This window comes from Solibacillus sp. FSL R5-0449, assembly GCF_037975215.1.
In the GTDB taxonomy this organism is placed as follows: Bacteria; Bacillota; Bacilli; order Bacillales_A; family Planococcaceae; genus Solibacillus.
On sequence record NZ_CP150239.1, the window covers coordinates 1,672,647 to 1,686,560 of the forward strand.

General features: G+C 38.3%; 13 protein-coding genes and 2 pseudogenes. 4 read left to right on the forward strand and 11 right to left on the reverse strand.

Annotated features, from left to right (window positions below; all coding sequences use genetic code 11):
* Positions 1 to 52: 52 nt before the first annotated feature.
* The 6 genes from MKY27_RS08135 to MKY27_RS08160 form a co-directional block, all read right to left on the reverse strand.
* Positions 53 to 193 (reverse strand): hypothetical protein, encoded by a 141-nt coding sequence (locus tag MKY27_RS08135; protein WP_339176419.1) that lies wholly within the window; start codon positions 191 to 193, stop codon positions 53 to 55.
* 113 nt (positions 194 to 306) lie between these two features.
* The gene (locus tag MKY27_RS08140) at positions 307 to 729 is read right to left on the reverse strand and encodes a hypothetical protein (protein WP_339199337.1); all 423 of its coding nucleotides are present in this window, start codon (positions 727 to 729) and stop codon (positions 307 to 309) included.
* Between the two features lie 125 nt (positions 730 to 854).
* Positions 855 to 2,399 (reverse strand): sodium/solute symporter, encoded by a 1,545-nt coding sequence (locus tag MKY27_RS08145; RefSeq protein WP_339199340.1) that lies wholly within the window; start codon positions 2,397 to 2,399, stop codon positions 855 to 857.
* On the reverse strand, positions 2,396 to 2,722 hold the full coding sequence (locus tag MKY27_RS08150; protein WP_339199343.1) for a DUF485 domain-containing protein: 327 nt from the start codon (positions 2,720 to 2,722) through the stop codon (positions 2,396 to 2,398). The genes MKY27_RS08145 and MKY27_RS08150 overlap by 4 nt, the downstream gene beginning before the upstream one ends.
* 493 nt (positions 2,723 to 3,215) lie before the next feature.
* A complete protein-coding gene (locus tag MKY27_RS08155; protein WP_339199345.1) occupies positions 3,216 to 4,766 on the reverse strand; it encodes a cation acetate symporter in 1,551 nt (516 codons plus the stop codon).
* A 2-nt stretch (positions 4,767 to 4,768) separates the two neighbouring features.
* Positions 4,769 to 5,107, reverse strand: coding sequence for a DUF485 domain-containing protein (locus MKY27_RS08160; protein WP_339199348.1), 339 nt, complete (start codon positions 5,105 to 5,107; stop codon positions 4,769 to 4,771).
* Between the two features lie 545 nt (positions 5,108 to 5,652).
* Here MKY27_RS08160 and MKY27_RS08165 point away from each other — a divergent pair.
* Together MKY27_RS08165 and MKY27_RS08170 are read left to right on the forward strand one after the other, a co-directional pair.
* Positions 5,653 to 6,192: a GNAT family N-acetyltransferase gene (locus MKY27_RS08165; protein ID WP_339199351.1), complete on the forward strand. Its 540-nt coding sequence runs from the start codon at positions 5,653 to 5,655 to the stop codon at positions 6,190 to 6,192.
* 18 nt (positions 6,193 to 6,210) lie between these two features.
* Entirely contained in the window at positions 6,211 to 7,728 is a 1,518-nt protein-coding gene (locus MKY27_RS08170) for a transglutaminase domain-containing protein (RefSeq protein ID WP_339199354.1), read from the forward strand.
* Positions 7,729 to 8,064: 336 nt separating this feature from the next.
* On the opposite strand, the pseudogene MKY27_RS08175 reads toward MKY27_RS08170, so the two are convergent.
* Together MKY27_RS08175 and MKY27_RS08180 are read right to left on the reverse strand one after the other, a co-directional pair.
* A pseudogene (locus MKY27_RS08175) lies at positions 8,065 to 8,700 on the reverse strand (solute carrier family 23 protein); the annotation flags it as partial.
* Positions 8,701 to 8,856: 156 nt separating this feature from the next.
* Positions 8,857 to 9,299, reverse strand: a pseudogene (locus MKY27_RS08180) (N-acetyltransferase family protein).
* A 139-nt stretch (positions 9,300 to 9,438) separates the two neighbouring features.
* On the opposite strand from MKY27_RS08180, the gene MKY27_RS08185 reads away from it, so the two are divergent.
* Together MKY27_RS08185 and MKY27_RS08190 are read left to right on the forward strand one after the other, a co-directional pair.
* On the forward strand, positions 9,439 to 9,885 hold the full coding sequence (locus MKY27_RS08185) for a MarR family winged helix-turn-helix transcriptional regulator (protein ID WP_339199357.1): 447 nt from the start codon (positions 9,439 to 9,441) through the stop codon (positions 9,883 to 9,885).
* A gap of 69 nt (positions 9,886 to 9,954) precedes the next feature.
* Positions 9,955 to 11,352 carry an NAD(P)-binding domain-containing protein gene (locus MKY27_RS08190; RefSeq protein ID WP_339199360.1) on the forward strand — a complete coding sequence of 466 codons (1,398 nt, stop codon included), beginning with the start codon at positions 9,955 to 9,957 and terminating at the stop codon, positions 11,350 to 11,352.
* 147 nt (positions 11,353 to 11,499) lie between these two features.
* On the opposite strand, the gene MKY27_RS08195 is transcribed toward MKY27_RS08190, so the two are convergent.
* Genes MKY27_RS08195 through arsD form a run of 3 tightly spaced genes read right to left on the reverse strand, consistent with a single transcriptional unit; the run spans position 11,500 to position 13,903 of the window.
* Positions 11,500 to 11,775, reverse strand: a complete 276-nt coding sequence (locus MKY27_RS08195; RefSeq protein ID WP_339199672.1) for a Fe-S cluster assembly protein HesB — start codon at positions 11,773 to 11,775, stop codon at positions 11,500 to 11,502.
* Positions 11,776 to 11,777: 2 nt separating this feature from the next.
* Positions 11,778 to 13,544 (reverse strand): arsenical pump-driving ATPase, encoded by a 1,767-nt coding sequence (arsA, locus tag MKY27_RS08200; protein ID WP_339199363.1) that lies wholly within the window; start codon positions 13,542 to 13,544, stop codon positions 11,778 to 11,780.
* Positions 13,544 to 13,903 carry an arsenite efflux transporter metallochaperone ArsD gene (gene arsD / locus MKY27_RS08205; RefSeq protein WP_079524112.1) on the reverse strand — a complete coding sequence of 120 codons (360 nt, stop codon included), beginning with the start codon at positions 13,901 to 13,903 and terminating at the stop codon, positions 13,544 to 13,546. Before arsD ends, arsA begins: the two co-directional genes overlap by 1 nt.
* Positions 13,904 to 13,914 lie beyond the last annotated feature (11 nt).

Here is a 13,914-nt window from a genome sequence, read left to right on the forward strand (position 1 = left end):
GAAATTAAAAACACCACCTAGATGGCGAGTCTAAGTGGTGAAAATAAATTTTTTACAACATCATTCGGAAAAAACGATAAATGGTATCGACAAGACGGAAAAGATCTGTCGCATAACGAAAAATGGCGAGTTTTTCCTTACGCTTTTTTTCCGAAACAGCCTTAGCCTTTTCTTTGCGTGATGGATAAGACACAGTAGTACACCTCCTTTACAAAAGGAGTCAGCTGGATGCTGCTTTTCTATTGTACCATGAAATATTAAGGAGAATATTCCTGTTTTTACTAGAAAAACAGCCAAGAAAAAGCGTCAAAATCCGGCAAGAAATTCTCCGGATTTTGACGCTTTTTTATTCGTGAGCGTTTTGACAAAAGACCATTTTTGTTCAGGCGGCAAAAGGATATTATTTTGTTTGACCGCACCGATTAGAAATCCTGTGTAATCTTTTTCGACGATAAACTGGTAAATATCCTGCTGTTCAGCATTCGTTCCGGTAAACTGGACGACATGCTCGCCATTTTGCGCAGTAAAGTACTCCCAGTAGGTCAATTCATAATGGCCATCAAATACATCCGCAATGTGCAACGCTTCGTTAAAAGGCCATTGCTGCGCTTTTACATAATCGATATAAGGGGAGTCCGTTTCATTTTCTTTCCCGTTTAGTACAAAGCCGACAATACAGCCCATCACTACAACACAAATGAATACACGGATATGTTGTCCAAGCGTCATCGCATCACTCCTCAATATAGGATAGGGGAGATTATAAAAACTAGGAAGTTATAAAAAATCAGCCTCTAACAATGTTAGAAGCTGACTTGTTTTTCCTCAACTCGTCAAAGTAAGGAAGAGTATGATTAGTGAGAAATGTCTTGTACAGAAATACCAGTTTGCGCTTTTACTTCAACTTCGCGGTATTTCAGATCATTTCTTTCTTTAGAAATCAATGTACCGATAAATCCGCCTAAGAAACCAAGTGGTACAGAAATTAATGCAGGGTTCGTTAACATAATTAACGGTTCACCAACAAAGATTGCTTTACCTTCAACCGGATTCCATACGTTCGGAGAAACGGCAACTAAGATTAATGCAGAGATTAAACCTGTTAACATCGCTGTAACAGCACCTGATGTGTTGAAACGTTTCCAGTAAATTGTGTAGATGATTACCGGTAAGTTCGCTGAGGCCGCGATACAGAATGCTAACGATACTAAGAATGCTACGTTTAATGTTTGAGCACCTAAAGCTAACAGTATCGAAACAACTGAGATAATGATTGAACCGATACGAGCTGCTTTAACCGCTTCTTGTTCCGTAACTTTACCTTTTTTAATAATCTGTCCGTAAATATCATGAGATAGGGCAGATGCACCAGAAAGTACTAAACCTGCTACTACCGCTAAGATTGTCGCGAATGCTACCGCACACACGAATGAGAACAGAATGTCGCCACCAAGCGCTTGTGCTAATAGTGGGGCAGCCATGTTACCTGCCGGGTTCGCTGCTACGATTTCGTCTTTACCAACGAATGCTGCAGCACCGAAACCTAGGAAAATTGTTAATACATAGAAGATACCAACAATCCAAGTAGCCCAAATTACTGAAGAACGAGCTGTCTGTGCGTCTTTTACTGTGAAGAAACGCATCAGGATATGCGGAAGACCCGCTGTACCAAGTACTAACGCAAGCAGCATTGAAATTGTATCAATACCATTTGTATAACGTAAACCTGGATTTAAATAAGCTGCACCATGTTCAGTTTCAGTTGTCATTTGCGTAAACATTTGTGCAATCGAGAAGTCGAATTTTGCTAATACTAAGAATGAAATAATGACAGTACCTAACATTAAAAGACATGCTTTAATGATCTGTACCCAAGATGTTGCCGTCATACCACCGAATAATACGTAAATTGTCATCATGACACCAACTAGAAGAACCGCCATCCAGTATTCAATACCTAACAGTAATTGAATTAGGGCACCAGCACCTACAAGCTGAGCGATCATGTAGAACAATACAATGGTAATTGTAGATAATGCTGCTGTACCACGAACTTTTGCTTTATCGAAACGAGCTGTAATCATGTCGGCTAATGTGAATCGGCCTAAGTTACGTAATGGCTCTGCTACGATATATAAAACTACTAAATAGGCTACAAGGTAACCGATCGAGAAGAAGAAGCCATCGAATCCGAATAAGGCAATCGAACCGGCGATACCTAAGAATGATGCTGCTGATAAGTAGTCACCTGCAATTGCCAGCCCGTTTTGCCAGCCTGTTAAACCGCCGCCAGCTGTGTAGAAATCCGACGCACTTGATGTACGTTTAGAAGCCCACCAAGTAATGACTAACGTTAACCCTACGATTGCTACGAAGAAGAAAATCGCTGTAAAACTCATTTGCTTTTACCTCCTTCATATTCCGCAATAATCTCTTTTGCCTCTGCGTCATATTTATTAGCACGTGCTACATAGAAGTGAGCTAATCCCCAAGTCATTACGAACAACCCTGCCGAATAAAGCCATACCCATGTAATATCACCAATCGCTTTTTGATGTAAGATTTCTGTAAACGAAGTTAAGATTGGTAGTAACATATAAAGTACTAAAAAGATTGCGGTAATCGACCATAAAAATGAATTCTTTTTCCGCGCCAGTTGCCTGAAAGATTGCTGCGATGCAATTCTCTCATAATCAATAATTGGCTTTTGATTATTCCCCATAAACATTCCCCCATTTTGTGATAATTATTACTGCTTAATGTACGTAAAATTCTGCTTTTAGGATTTTACATTTTCATTCTATTTTAGCTGTAACAAAATTGCAACACTTTTTAAATAAATTATGTGGAAAAATTTTTTGAAAAAATAAGTTTAATAGAGAAAAAATAATACATTAAGAGGAGAATATTAAATTGTTATATTTTGGATAATCGATGGAAAGGTAGTATTTACATGGGTTTGAAGGGGTCAAAACGTTAAATAATTACAAAAAATCAGAAAATTAATTATAAGAAAATATTATTCAATTCTATAAGTAAAAGTAATATTTAAAAAATGATTTATTTTACAAAAAAATAAATTCAGTATATTCGAAAAGTTATATTCATGTATAAAATGGTATAAAAAAGCAAAAAACTGCTCGGAAATAGCAAATATTTTCGAGACAGTTTTTATTTATTAAAATCTATTGTTCTAATTTACTTTCTTCTAATAATTAATGGGAAACATCCTGCACAGAAATACCTGTATGTGCTTTAACGCGGATCTCTTTATAAACACGTTCTGCCTCTGCTTGTTCCACCTTATGCGCCGTTAATATTGAGCCCAGGTAACCTGCAAAGAAGCTTAAAGGAATGGTAATGATGGCAGGTACCGCTAAATTCACAATTGGTTCGCCTACGAAAATGGCATTTCCTGTAGGACTCCAAATATTCGGACCAAGCGCACCTAATACTAGACAAGACACTAAGCCTGTTACCATTGCAGCAACCGCGCCGTTTGCATTGAATTTCTTCCAATAGATCGTATAAAGGATAACCGGTAAGTTTGCCGATGCTCCGATACAAAATGCAAACGATACGAGGAAGGAAACATTTAGGCTTTGCGCAAACAGTGCTAAAAGGATCGAAACAACCGCAATCGAAATTGAACCGATTCTTGCAGCTAATACTTGTTGCTTTTCTGTTAGTTTACCGTCTTTCAGGATTTCACCATAAATATCATGGGAAATGGCTGATGCACCTGTTAATACTAAACCGGATACAACCGCTAATATAGTAGCAAATGCCACCGCACAAATGAATGACAGTAATATATTGCCGCCTAAAAACTCAGCCAACAGTGGGGCAGCCGTATTACCCGCAGCATTTTCCGCGATGATTTTGTCAAACCCGACGAAATGCATCGCACCAAAGCCTAAGAAGATTGTCAGCGAGAAGAAGATCGCTGTAATCCACGTTGTCCATGAAATCGATGCACGTGCCGTCTTCGCATCTTTTACTGTAAAGAATCGCATTAGAATATGTGGTAAACCTGATGTGCCAAGCACTAACGCAAGCATCATCGAAACCGAATCGATCGTAGATGTGTACTTCATCCCAGGCACTAAATATTGGTCCCCGTAATTTGTGCTGACCGTATCAAACATTTTCACCAAATTGAAATCAAACTTCGAGAATACTAAAAACGCTAGTAATGTCGTACCGAACAATAATAGGCCTGCTTTAATAATCTGTACCCAGCTCGTTGCCGTCATTCCACCGAACAGTACGTACGTCGTCATCATGACTCCTACTATTAATACAGCCATCCAATACTCAATACCGAATAAAAGTTTAATTAGTGCACCGGCACCAACCAATTGGGCAATCATATATAAAATGACGATAATGATCGTACCAGTTGCTGCTACACCGCGAATTCGTTTTTCATTAAAACGCGCAGTCAGCATATCTGCCAATGTATAGCGTCCTAAATTACGCATCGGTTCCGCTATTATATATAGTAGAACTAAATTGGCTACGACATATCCGACAGAGAAGAAGAACCCGTCAAAGCCTGTTAATGCAATCGCACCCGAAACGCCGAGGAATGCGGCTGCGGATAAGTAGTCACCGGCAATGGCAAATCCGTTTTGCCAACCTTTTAACCCACCACCAGCAGTGTAGAAATCACTTGCAGAAGATGTTCTTCTAGCAGCAATATATGTAACAATAAGTGTTAACCCTACGATCCCTATAAAGAAGCCAGCTGAAACAAGATTCATCGCTATGCACCCGCCTTTTCATATTCTTGTAAAACCGCAGCGGCCGCTTTATCGAATTTAGCTGCCATTTTTACGTAAAGTGTACATAAAACAATTGTCATAATGAAAAGGGCAAGCGAGTAGACCCATACCCAAGTAATACTGCCGACTGCCTTCTGTTGTAAAACAGGTGTGAATGCAAGCACCGGCAGTAAGATGTAAAATGTCAAAAATGTTATAGTTATTCCGAATAAAAATGTGTTTTTCTTCTTTACAAACTGATTGAATGTTTCCATGCGATCGATTTTATCAAAGTTAATGCCATCGCGTTTCGCTGAGATTTTGTCCCCTAATTGACTCAACGGAATTCCCCCTTAAGAAAAATTATTCTGTTTTAAACGGCAAATTACTATTTGAATCCGTTAATAGTACTCATTGTAAGAGGGGATACAATATAATGCAATAATAATTTTTCCGAAAAATTTGAATGTTTAAAATGCGAATGAAGCAGAATTATCAAGTTTTAAGGAGATATATTTGGAGAAGTTCTGTTTGAAATTGGTATAGAATTATTATTTACGGAAAGGGAAGTAATGAAAAACATATTTTAGCTAGAAATTAAATTACATAAAGCACAATATTATATTCCGAAACTTAAAATATCGGTAATTTCAGCTGAATTTGAGTTATTCAGCACATTGTACTATAACACAAAATAACTAGTAAAAATCTGATATACTAATAATGAGAAATTTTTTTATTTAAGGTGAGGGAATTCTTACATATGGGTGAAAACATGTAATTTATATAAAATGGAAGTGAAATAATAATATTTTGACTCTGCATAAGAAAAACCCCGAGATATTATAAACAATACGTCAAAAAAATATTAAATTGGAGGAATACCATGTTGAATTTAACTACGCAGCGGTTAACTTTTGAACGCTATACGGAAAAGGATCTACCGACTGTGCTTGACCTCGTTTCGGACCCACTGATGATGAAATTTATTGGCAATGGACTAATAAAAGATAAATCATATGCGGTTCATTTAATCGAACGGATGCTTGAACAATACCAAAACTTTGGGGATTACGGGTTACATAAACTGATTCATCGTCAAACAGGTGATTTTATCGGACATGCGGGGCTTGTTGCACAAGTTATTGACGATACTTTTGAGATTGAGCTCGGGTATTGGATTAAACGTGCTTATTGGGGACAAGGCTACGGATTTGAAGCAGCTCAGGCGCTGGCGAAATATGCGGATGAAGAGATGTGGCTTCACCGGTATATTTCAGCGATTCAAGTAGGAAATGAAGGGTCTAAAAGAATTGCATTAAAAAATGGGATGCATCTGGAGAAAGTCATTGAAATGGACGGGAAAACGGTTGAAATCTATGTTAAGCTCAATTCATTTGAAGAAGATGAAACGGAAGCGTTATAAGAGGAGTATCGACATATTGTGAAAACATATTTTGAAAGCTATGAACAGTATAAAAGGCAAGGAAATTCAATTAAAACGACGACCATTACAGCAAAACAGTTGCTGCCGGCGCTTATTGCCCATATGGAGCGCATGGACAGGCAGTTTACACTGCATATTAACGGTCAGCTGCCAATGCCGATTGATTCTTTAATTAAGGAAGCTTTTGATCAATGTCATCTGGAACAGCCATTTTACACCCAACATTGTGAAAAACGCAGCTATAAATATCGGCAATTAACGAAAAATCGGGTGAAAGTGGAGTTTAGGATGCGTTACCGTATGGCGCGGCAGGAAGAAAAGTGGATTGTTGACGAAATACAAAACATTTTAAAAAATCGAATTGCTCCAGATATGTCAACATTGCAAAAGGTTTTCACTGTCCATGACTATATCGCAAGGACGTATAGCTATGAACGGCATACTGAAGGTTCACCATTTGCTGTGTATACGTTTATGAATGAAAAACACGGTGTTTGTATGGCTTACGCACTTCTTTTTGAAAAGATGATGGAAGCTCTGGAGATTCCTTGTTATTACGTAGTTGGAAAAGCGGCGGGTGAGGGCACAGAGGGGCATGCTTGGAATATGGTGCAGATTGATGAGCATTGGTATCATATCGACGTGACTTGGGATGATATCGGTTCCATTCCCGGTAAAGAAGTTCGCTATCGTTATTTTTTAGTAGCAGATGAGAAAATGCGTCTTGATCATGAATGGAATGAAAATCATTACCCATTATGTACGAGTAAAAAATTCGAAGCAGTTCATCGTTTATATGATGGCTGTCTTGCCAATACTAGTTTTTATTATGCACATCCTGGAAATGGTCATTTGTATGAAATGAATTTTGAGGAGTTTCCATTTCAACCTAAACAGAAACTTGCTGTAAAAATTCAATTTTGTTTCTATATCAATGGATTATTGTATTTCAGCAATGATTCTCATACTGGCTATTTGTATCAATTGGATCCAGATACTATGGAATTGACTCAGCTAAGCGCGGAACAAGTTATACGAATCTATAAATCTGATACGACATTAGAAGTCTTGTATGCAGATGAAACGACTGAAAGCATTCAGAAGGTAATTTCAACGGATTCTGTAAGCGAAGATACAATATTAGCTGAAACAGCTGAAAACCGCTTGGAAGTTCCGTTACATACATTTGGGGACAGCTGGGTAGCGACAATAGATCAGCAAGATGAATGCCAGCCAATAGTGTTTAAAAGCGCGGACGGGATCGAATTGACTGTAGATGACGAGTATAAGCAACTAACGGTAGATATATATATTAATAGAGGTTTACATATTCAAATGAAAAGTAACCGAAAAAATGTCGAATTCAAACAGCCAGCTCAATTAAAGATGCCAATTTCGTTAATACCGGGTCTGGAGAAGCAATTAACTAAACAAAACGCGTTGGCGTATTTTGCTGATGAACAGTTTATTTATATCCAATTATACAAAAGCGTTACGATCCAACTGAAAAAGTAAACTAACAGCCATAATATAACGGGTCCGGTTAAGTTATGGCTGTTTATTTAAAAAACGTGTTTCGTCTCACTATTATAAGTATACTTTTGAAACGAGACTTAACTTCCTATAATATATATTATGACCGTGTCCCTATTTTAGGAGTAATAAATTTGCTCATAATAACAACACCTTCTTCTGTAATTATAAAAGAACTTGGAATCAGTTATTATAGACAGATCCCAAGTTCTCTTCTCTAGTCTATTTCACAATTAAAGCTGGACAATGAACACGCTTCATTACTTTATGGCTGACACTACCTAACACCATCTCTTGTAATAAATTCAAGCCTCGGCTACCTACTAGTACAGGCAAGGGAATATCAATTACTACATTCCCAAGTACTAAAATTAAGAACATCAGGAATAACCCGGCAACGAGTGCAGAAAGACGACCTCGTCCGCCTGATTTAACGTTAATAATCGATTGGCCAATCATTGCACATCCAGCCATTCCACCGAAGAAACCGTTAATTAAGTTCGCAATCCCTTGTCCACGCGCTTCCTGATTTTTGTCTGACTTCGTATTCGTCATATCATCGACAATTTGAGCCGTCATCAATGATTCCATTAAGCCGACTAATGCCAGTGCAAGTGCATATGGGAAAATAATAGACAATGTTTCTAAATTAAACGGTACATCTGGAGTGAAAAAACTTGGTAAGCTTTGTGTAATCGATCCCAAATCCCGAATTGTTTTTAATTCCACATTAAACATAAAAGTAACAGCTGTTAATAATACGATGGCGATTAATGGGGCCGGAATGGCTTTAAAAAATCGTGGTAATATATAGACGATTAGTAGCGTAATTGCTATGAAGACATACGTCATTGTCCCTTCCCCTAAAAAATGTGGTACTTGTGCCATAAAAATAAGAATAGCTAAAGCATTCACGAACCCTAACATGACTGAATTCGGAATAAAGCGCATTATTAGATATTAAAAATGAGACAGGTATTAGTAAATCGACGCTGTATCGTTACCTTGAGTCTCTAGAATAAAGAAATGATAAAAAAAGCATCTATTGGGTAAACCGACAGATGCTTTTTCGTATTCTACGCAGTTTTGTACAACATCCAAAAAGCATTATTAAAAAGATTTTCTTCTTTCTAATAACACATTGTCTTTCCACTCCCCATCAAGTTGAGCAATCTTTTCTCGAACCCCTACAATTCGAAAGCCATTTTTTTATGGAGTTTCAGACTAGCAATGTTTTCTTTAAAGATTTTGGATTCCAGGGTCCAAAATCCCTCCTCTTCAGAAGCTAGAATCATATGATTTAATAACAAATCCCCAATTCCCTTCCCTTTTGCTTCAGGCGCAATATAAATGCTTACTTCGCCTACGCCTTTGTATGCATTACGTTTTGAAACAGGTGTTAGTTTACACCAACCTAACATTTGATTTTCCTCCAAAGCAACAAATGAACAAGTTGGAATTGCTTCACCAACCCATTCATTATAAGATTCGGGTGCCTTCGATTCGAATGTAGCCATTTTTGTATCTATTCCTGCTTCGTAAATTTTTTTCACGTCTGGCCAATCTTAACTTGTAACAAATCGAATTTTAATAGCCATGAATTAACCTCCATAAAATCTGAATAATAAAATAATAAAACATATAGTTGCACTTTACAAGTATTTCTGTTTTCATTTAATTAGAGGTGATTGAATGGAAAACAAACGCGAAATTTTTCACATACTAACTCGAAGATTTGGCTTATTAAACAAAAATTGTTGCTCTGTTGGATTATTTGAAATATCTACTATCCAAAGTCAAATTCTTTACGAAATAGATAAACAGCAAACACCTTCTATGCAACAAATTGCTGAAACACTCGCAATGGATATTACGACATTCAGCCGACAAATTCAAACACTTGTGAAAATGGAATTGGTTAAAAAAACACCTTCTCTTCAAGATAAACGTGTATCAATTTTATCGTTGACAACGCAAGGAAAATTTGTTGCAACAACGATAGATGAGTCCATGAATGCCTATTTAGAAGAAGTATTTTCTCATATGAACGACTTTGAAAAAGAAACTGTCCTTCGTTCGATTCAACTTCTAAACGAAGCAATGTCTAAATCGACAGTATGCTGTACCCCAATTTACTAAGCAAGAACTTTCTTACTTTTTTATTTATCATATAGTTGCAAACTACAAGTATTTTAGGAGGATGTTAAAATGAACATACCGTTAACAATTAAATCTCAAACTGCAAGCTGTTGCGCACCAACAAAAGAGCCCGCTAGTTCTTGCTGTGGATCTGTGGAAGTGCCCAAAAAAGAAATGTCCATGAAAGAAACACCTTTTGAATTAAATAAAACGTTTCCAGTTGCAATCATTGGTGCAGGTCCAGTGGGTTTAGCTGCTGCTGCCCATCTATCTTTAGCTGGTGAAGCGTTTATCCTTCTTGAAAAGGGCTCTGAGGTTGCTGAAAACATTAAATCTTGGGGGCAAGTTCGTCTATTTTCACCGTGGCAATACAACGTTGATAAAGCTGCTAAACAATTGCTACTAAAATCTGGTTGGACTACGCCAGAAGATTCCGTCCTACCAACAGGTCAAGAAATTCGTGAGGTGTATTTAAAACCCTTAGCAAATTTACCTGGAATCCAACCATTTATTTCGTTTAATACAACAGTTGTAGGTATCAGTAAAAAAAATCACGATAAAATGAAGTCTGCCAGTCGCGACTCTGCACCGTTTGTACTTTATACAGAACGAAATGGTGAAACAAAGCGAATTCTTGCCAGTGCGGTTATTGATGCGACGGGTACGTGGGCAACGCCGAATCCTGTTCATGCAGATAATGTTTGGACATCAACTGAACAAAAGCTTGCTGACAAGATCTTTTACGGTATTCCAAATATTGAAACACTAAAAGAACGCTATACAGGCAAACGTATCGCCGTTATCGGTGGCGGGCACTCAGCTATTAATACGATTTTAGAGTTAGAAAAACTTGAGGATGTTGAAATTACATGGATTTTACGTAAAAAACGTGTAGAAGATGCTTATGGCGGTGAAGAAAAGGATGCCCTTGTTGCTCGAGGTGAATTAGGAAGTCGTATTCATACATTGGTTGATGAAGGAAAAGTAAAAGTCTTTACCCCATTTTATATCGAAGAACTTACACAAACTTCTGCTGGAATTATTCTTAAAGGCGAAGGCGTGATTGGCGAACAACAACTTCCTGCAGTTGATGAAATCATTGCAAATACAGGAAGCCGTCCAGACTTCTCGTTCTTAAAAGAAATCCGATTATCGATTGATGCGGCTGTCGAAAGTGTTGAAGCATTAGCACCGCTCATTGATCCGAACGAACATAGCTGTGGTACGGTTCGTCCACATGGTGAGTTAGAATTAAGGCATCCTGAAACTGGCTTTTATATTGTTGGAATGAAAAGCTATGGACGTGCGCCTACCTTCTTAATGGCGACTGGCTATGAGCAAGTTCGTTCAGTTGTCGCTTACTTAACAGGTGATCTCGAAGGAGCTCGTAAAGTAGAGCTAGACCTTCCTGAGACCGGTGTATGTAGTTTAGATTTAAATAGTAATAGCACTTCTAATTGCTGTTAAATAATTATCCTCTTGGAGTATTTTCAAGGGGATTTCTTTATTGGGATAAAAAACATAAAAAGAAAAATCCACCTCTTGTTAGAGATGGATTTCCGTTACTATTTTTGAAGCTCAGCCATTGATGTACTCGAATGATGTAATCGCATCTTAGCAGCTTGATTGTTCGTAGCCTAGTAATACTAAGCCAAGCTGGCCATTTTCTTTTTCTGCGTGAATTGTTACGTCTGTTAACTGCTGGGCAATTTGTGGATCTACGGCGATTTCAATTCCTTCAACTGTCTCTACTGTATCGACTTCCTGTGCTGGTGCAATTTCTGCACTTAAATTCATACCGCAACATCCTGCAACACCGTAAAAGCGCAATGTTGCACCTTCAGCTTGAGCTAATACTTGCTCTATAAATTGTTTACCTTCTGAACTCATCTTCACTTTAGCTTCTCCCCTTTTAATGCATGTAATCCGTCTTTTCCAACCGGTGATTCATTCACCCAAGGAATCGTGACAAAGCGGTTTTCACTTAATTGTTTTACTTTTTCTAACCACTTAACTTCAGACTGCTGTTTTCGCATCAGTATTGGACTTGTTAGTGTAAGACCGGCAAATGATTGATTAACGACCCACCAATCCACATGTAAGCCTGCACGTGCTAAATCCTCTTGCAAACGCGTTGCTTCAAATACAGGTGTTGCTTCTGGTAATGTAACAATCGCTACACTTGTATAGTCTTTATCGCGTAATCGTGGTAATAAGTTCGATATAGATACAGGTACTGCCCCTTCTGAACGTGAAATTTCCCTATGATAGCTTTCCGTTGCATCGAGCAGTAACAGCGTGTGCCCTGTTGGCGCTGTATCAATAATTATAACTTCATCTTGATGCGTTTCAACCAGATTCGCAAATGCTCGAAAGACAGCAATTTCTTCTGTACAAGGTGAAGCTAAATCTTCTTTTACAAAAGCGAGTCCGTCTTCATTCATTGTCTCACTTGCTTTTGCTAGCACTTCTGCTTCGTAATTCGCAATTTCTACTTTCGGGTCAATACGACTAACAGTTACGCCTTCTTGTTCCTCTTGACCAAATGTCCAATTTATATGGGCTGCGGGGTCTGTTGTTGTTAAGTGTACACCCATCCCTTCTTCGGCCATTCTAAGAGCAATATACGAGGCAACAGTCGTTTTCCCTACGCCACCTTTCCCCATCGCAAAAATAATCTTTGGCTTACGTGCTACGTAGTCCGCGATCATTTCTTCAAGTTCCGGGGTATTTAGTATCGTTGGCTCATTCGCATTTGTCTGGAGCTTCGTATCCATCATCCATGCTTCCATTCGCTCAATGCTTGATAAAGAATAGGGTACGAACGGTAAGTAAAAATGTTTAAATGCCTTTAATGGTTCTGGCATTTCTTTTAGCGCCACCGTTTGACGTTCAGAAATGGCCTTTTCAATCGGATCATCGCTTTCTGATTGTAAAAGGCTGTTAATGAGTAACTGCTGATTACGAAGACCAATCTCAAATAATTCTTCTGATGCACGTGCTGCTTCCTTTAATGGATTTGCTTCAGGTCGTGTGACAAGCATCAGTGTTGTTTGCACCTCATTCGTTAACTGTGCAACAGCTTGCTTATACACTTCACGCTGAGGCTCAAGCCCTTTTAATGGACCTAGACAAGACGTACCTGTCGTATTTTCATCTAAAAATGTTGACCATGCTGAAGGTAACTGCAATAAACGGAGGGTATGGCCAGTTGGTGCCGTATCAAACACAATCGTATCGTACTGCTTTGTATACGCATCGTTTGTTAACAGCATTGCAAATTCATTAAAAGCGGCAATTTCAACAGTGCAAGCACCTGATAATTGTTCCTCCATATTTTGAATCACAACTTCCGGCAATCTCCCGCGATAATGGCCAACCATTTGCTCCTTATAACTTGCTGCAGCTTGCTCTGGATCAAGGTTTAGAGCATAAAGATTTTCTGTACCATTTATTTTTGTTGGTTCATTTTTTAAGTCCTGACCAAATATATCTTGTAAATTCGAAGCTGGATCAGTGCTAATTAACAGCACTTTTCTTCCCTCTTTCGCTAACGCAATGGAAAGACTGCTAGCAGTCGATGTTTTCCCAACACCACCTTTTCCTGTAAAGAAAAGAAACGGTGTCGTCGGAAAATGCTCACGCGTAAAACGTTCCACTATTTATTCACTCCGATTGATAGACGTACTTTCGGCTTTTTCAAAAGCTCATCTTCACTTAATCCAGACCACTCAGCAAACTGAACTGTTGTCGGGTAATTCCCCTTTAATACTAGTTCACCATCCACGAATGTCGCCGGTAAGCTATCCATTCCGTTATTCATCAATAAATCATTAACTGCTTTATTGTCGATAAACATATCCGGATGATTCGTTAAATTGAAACGTTCAGCTGACACGTTCGTATTTTTTAAGTTATTCATAATAAAAGACATGCGTAGTAACTCTGGATCGATTGCTGGTCCACATACACCCGTAGGACAGCACATCGCCTGCTCAAAAATTTCAATTTTCTTCAAGTCGATCCCTA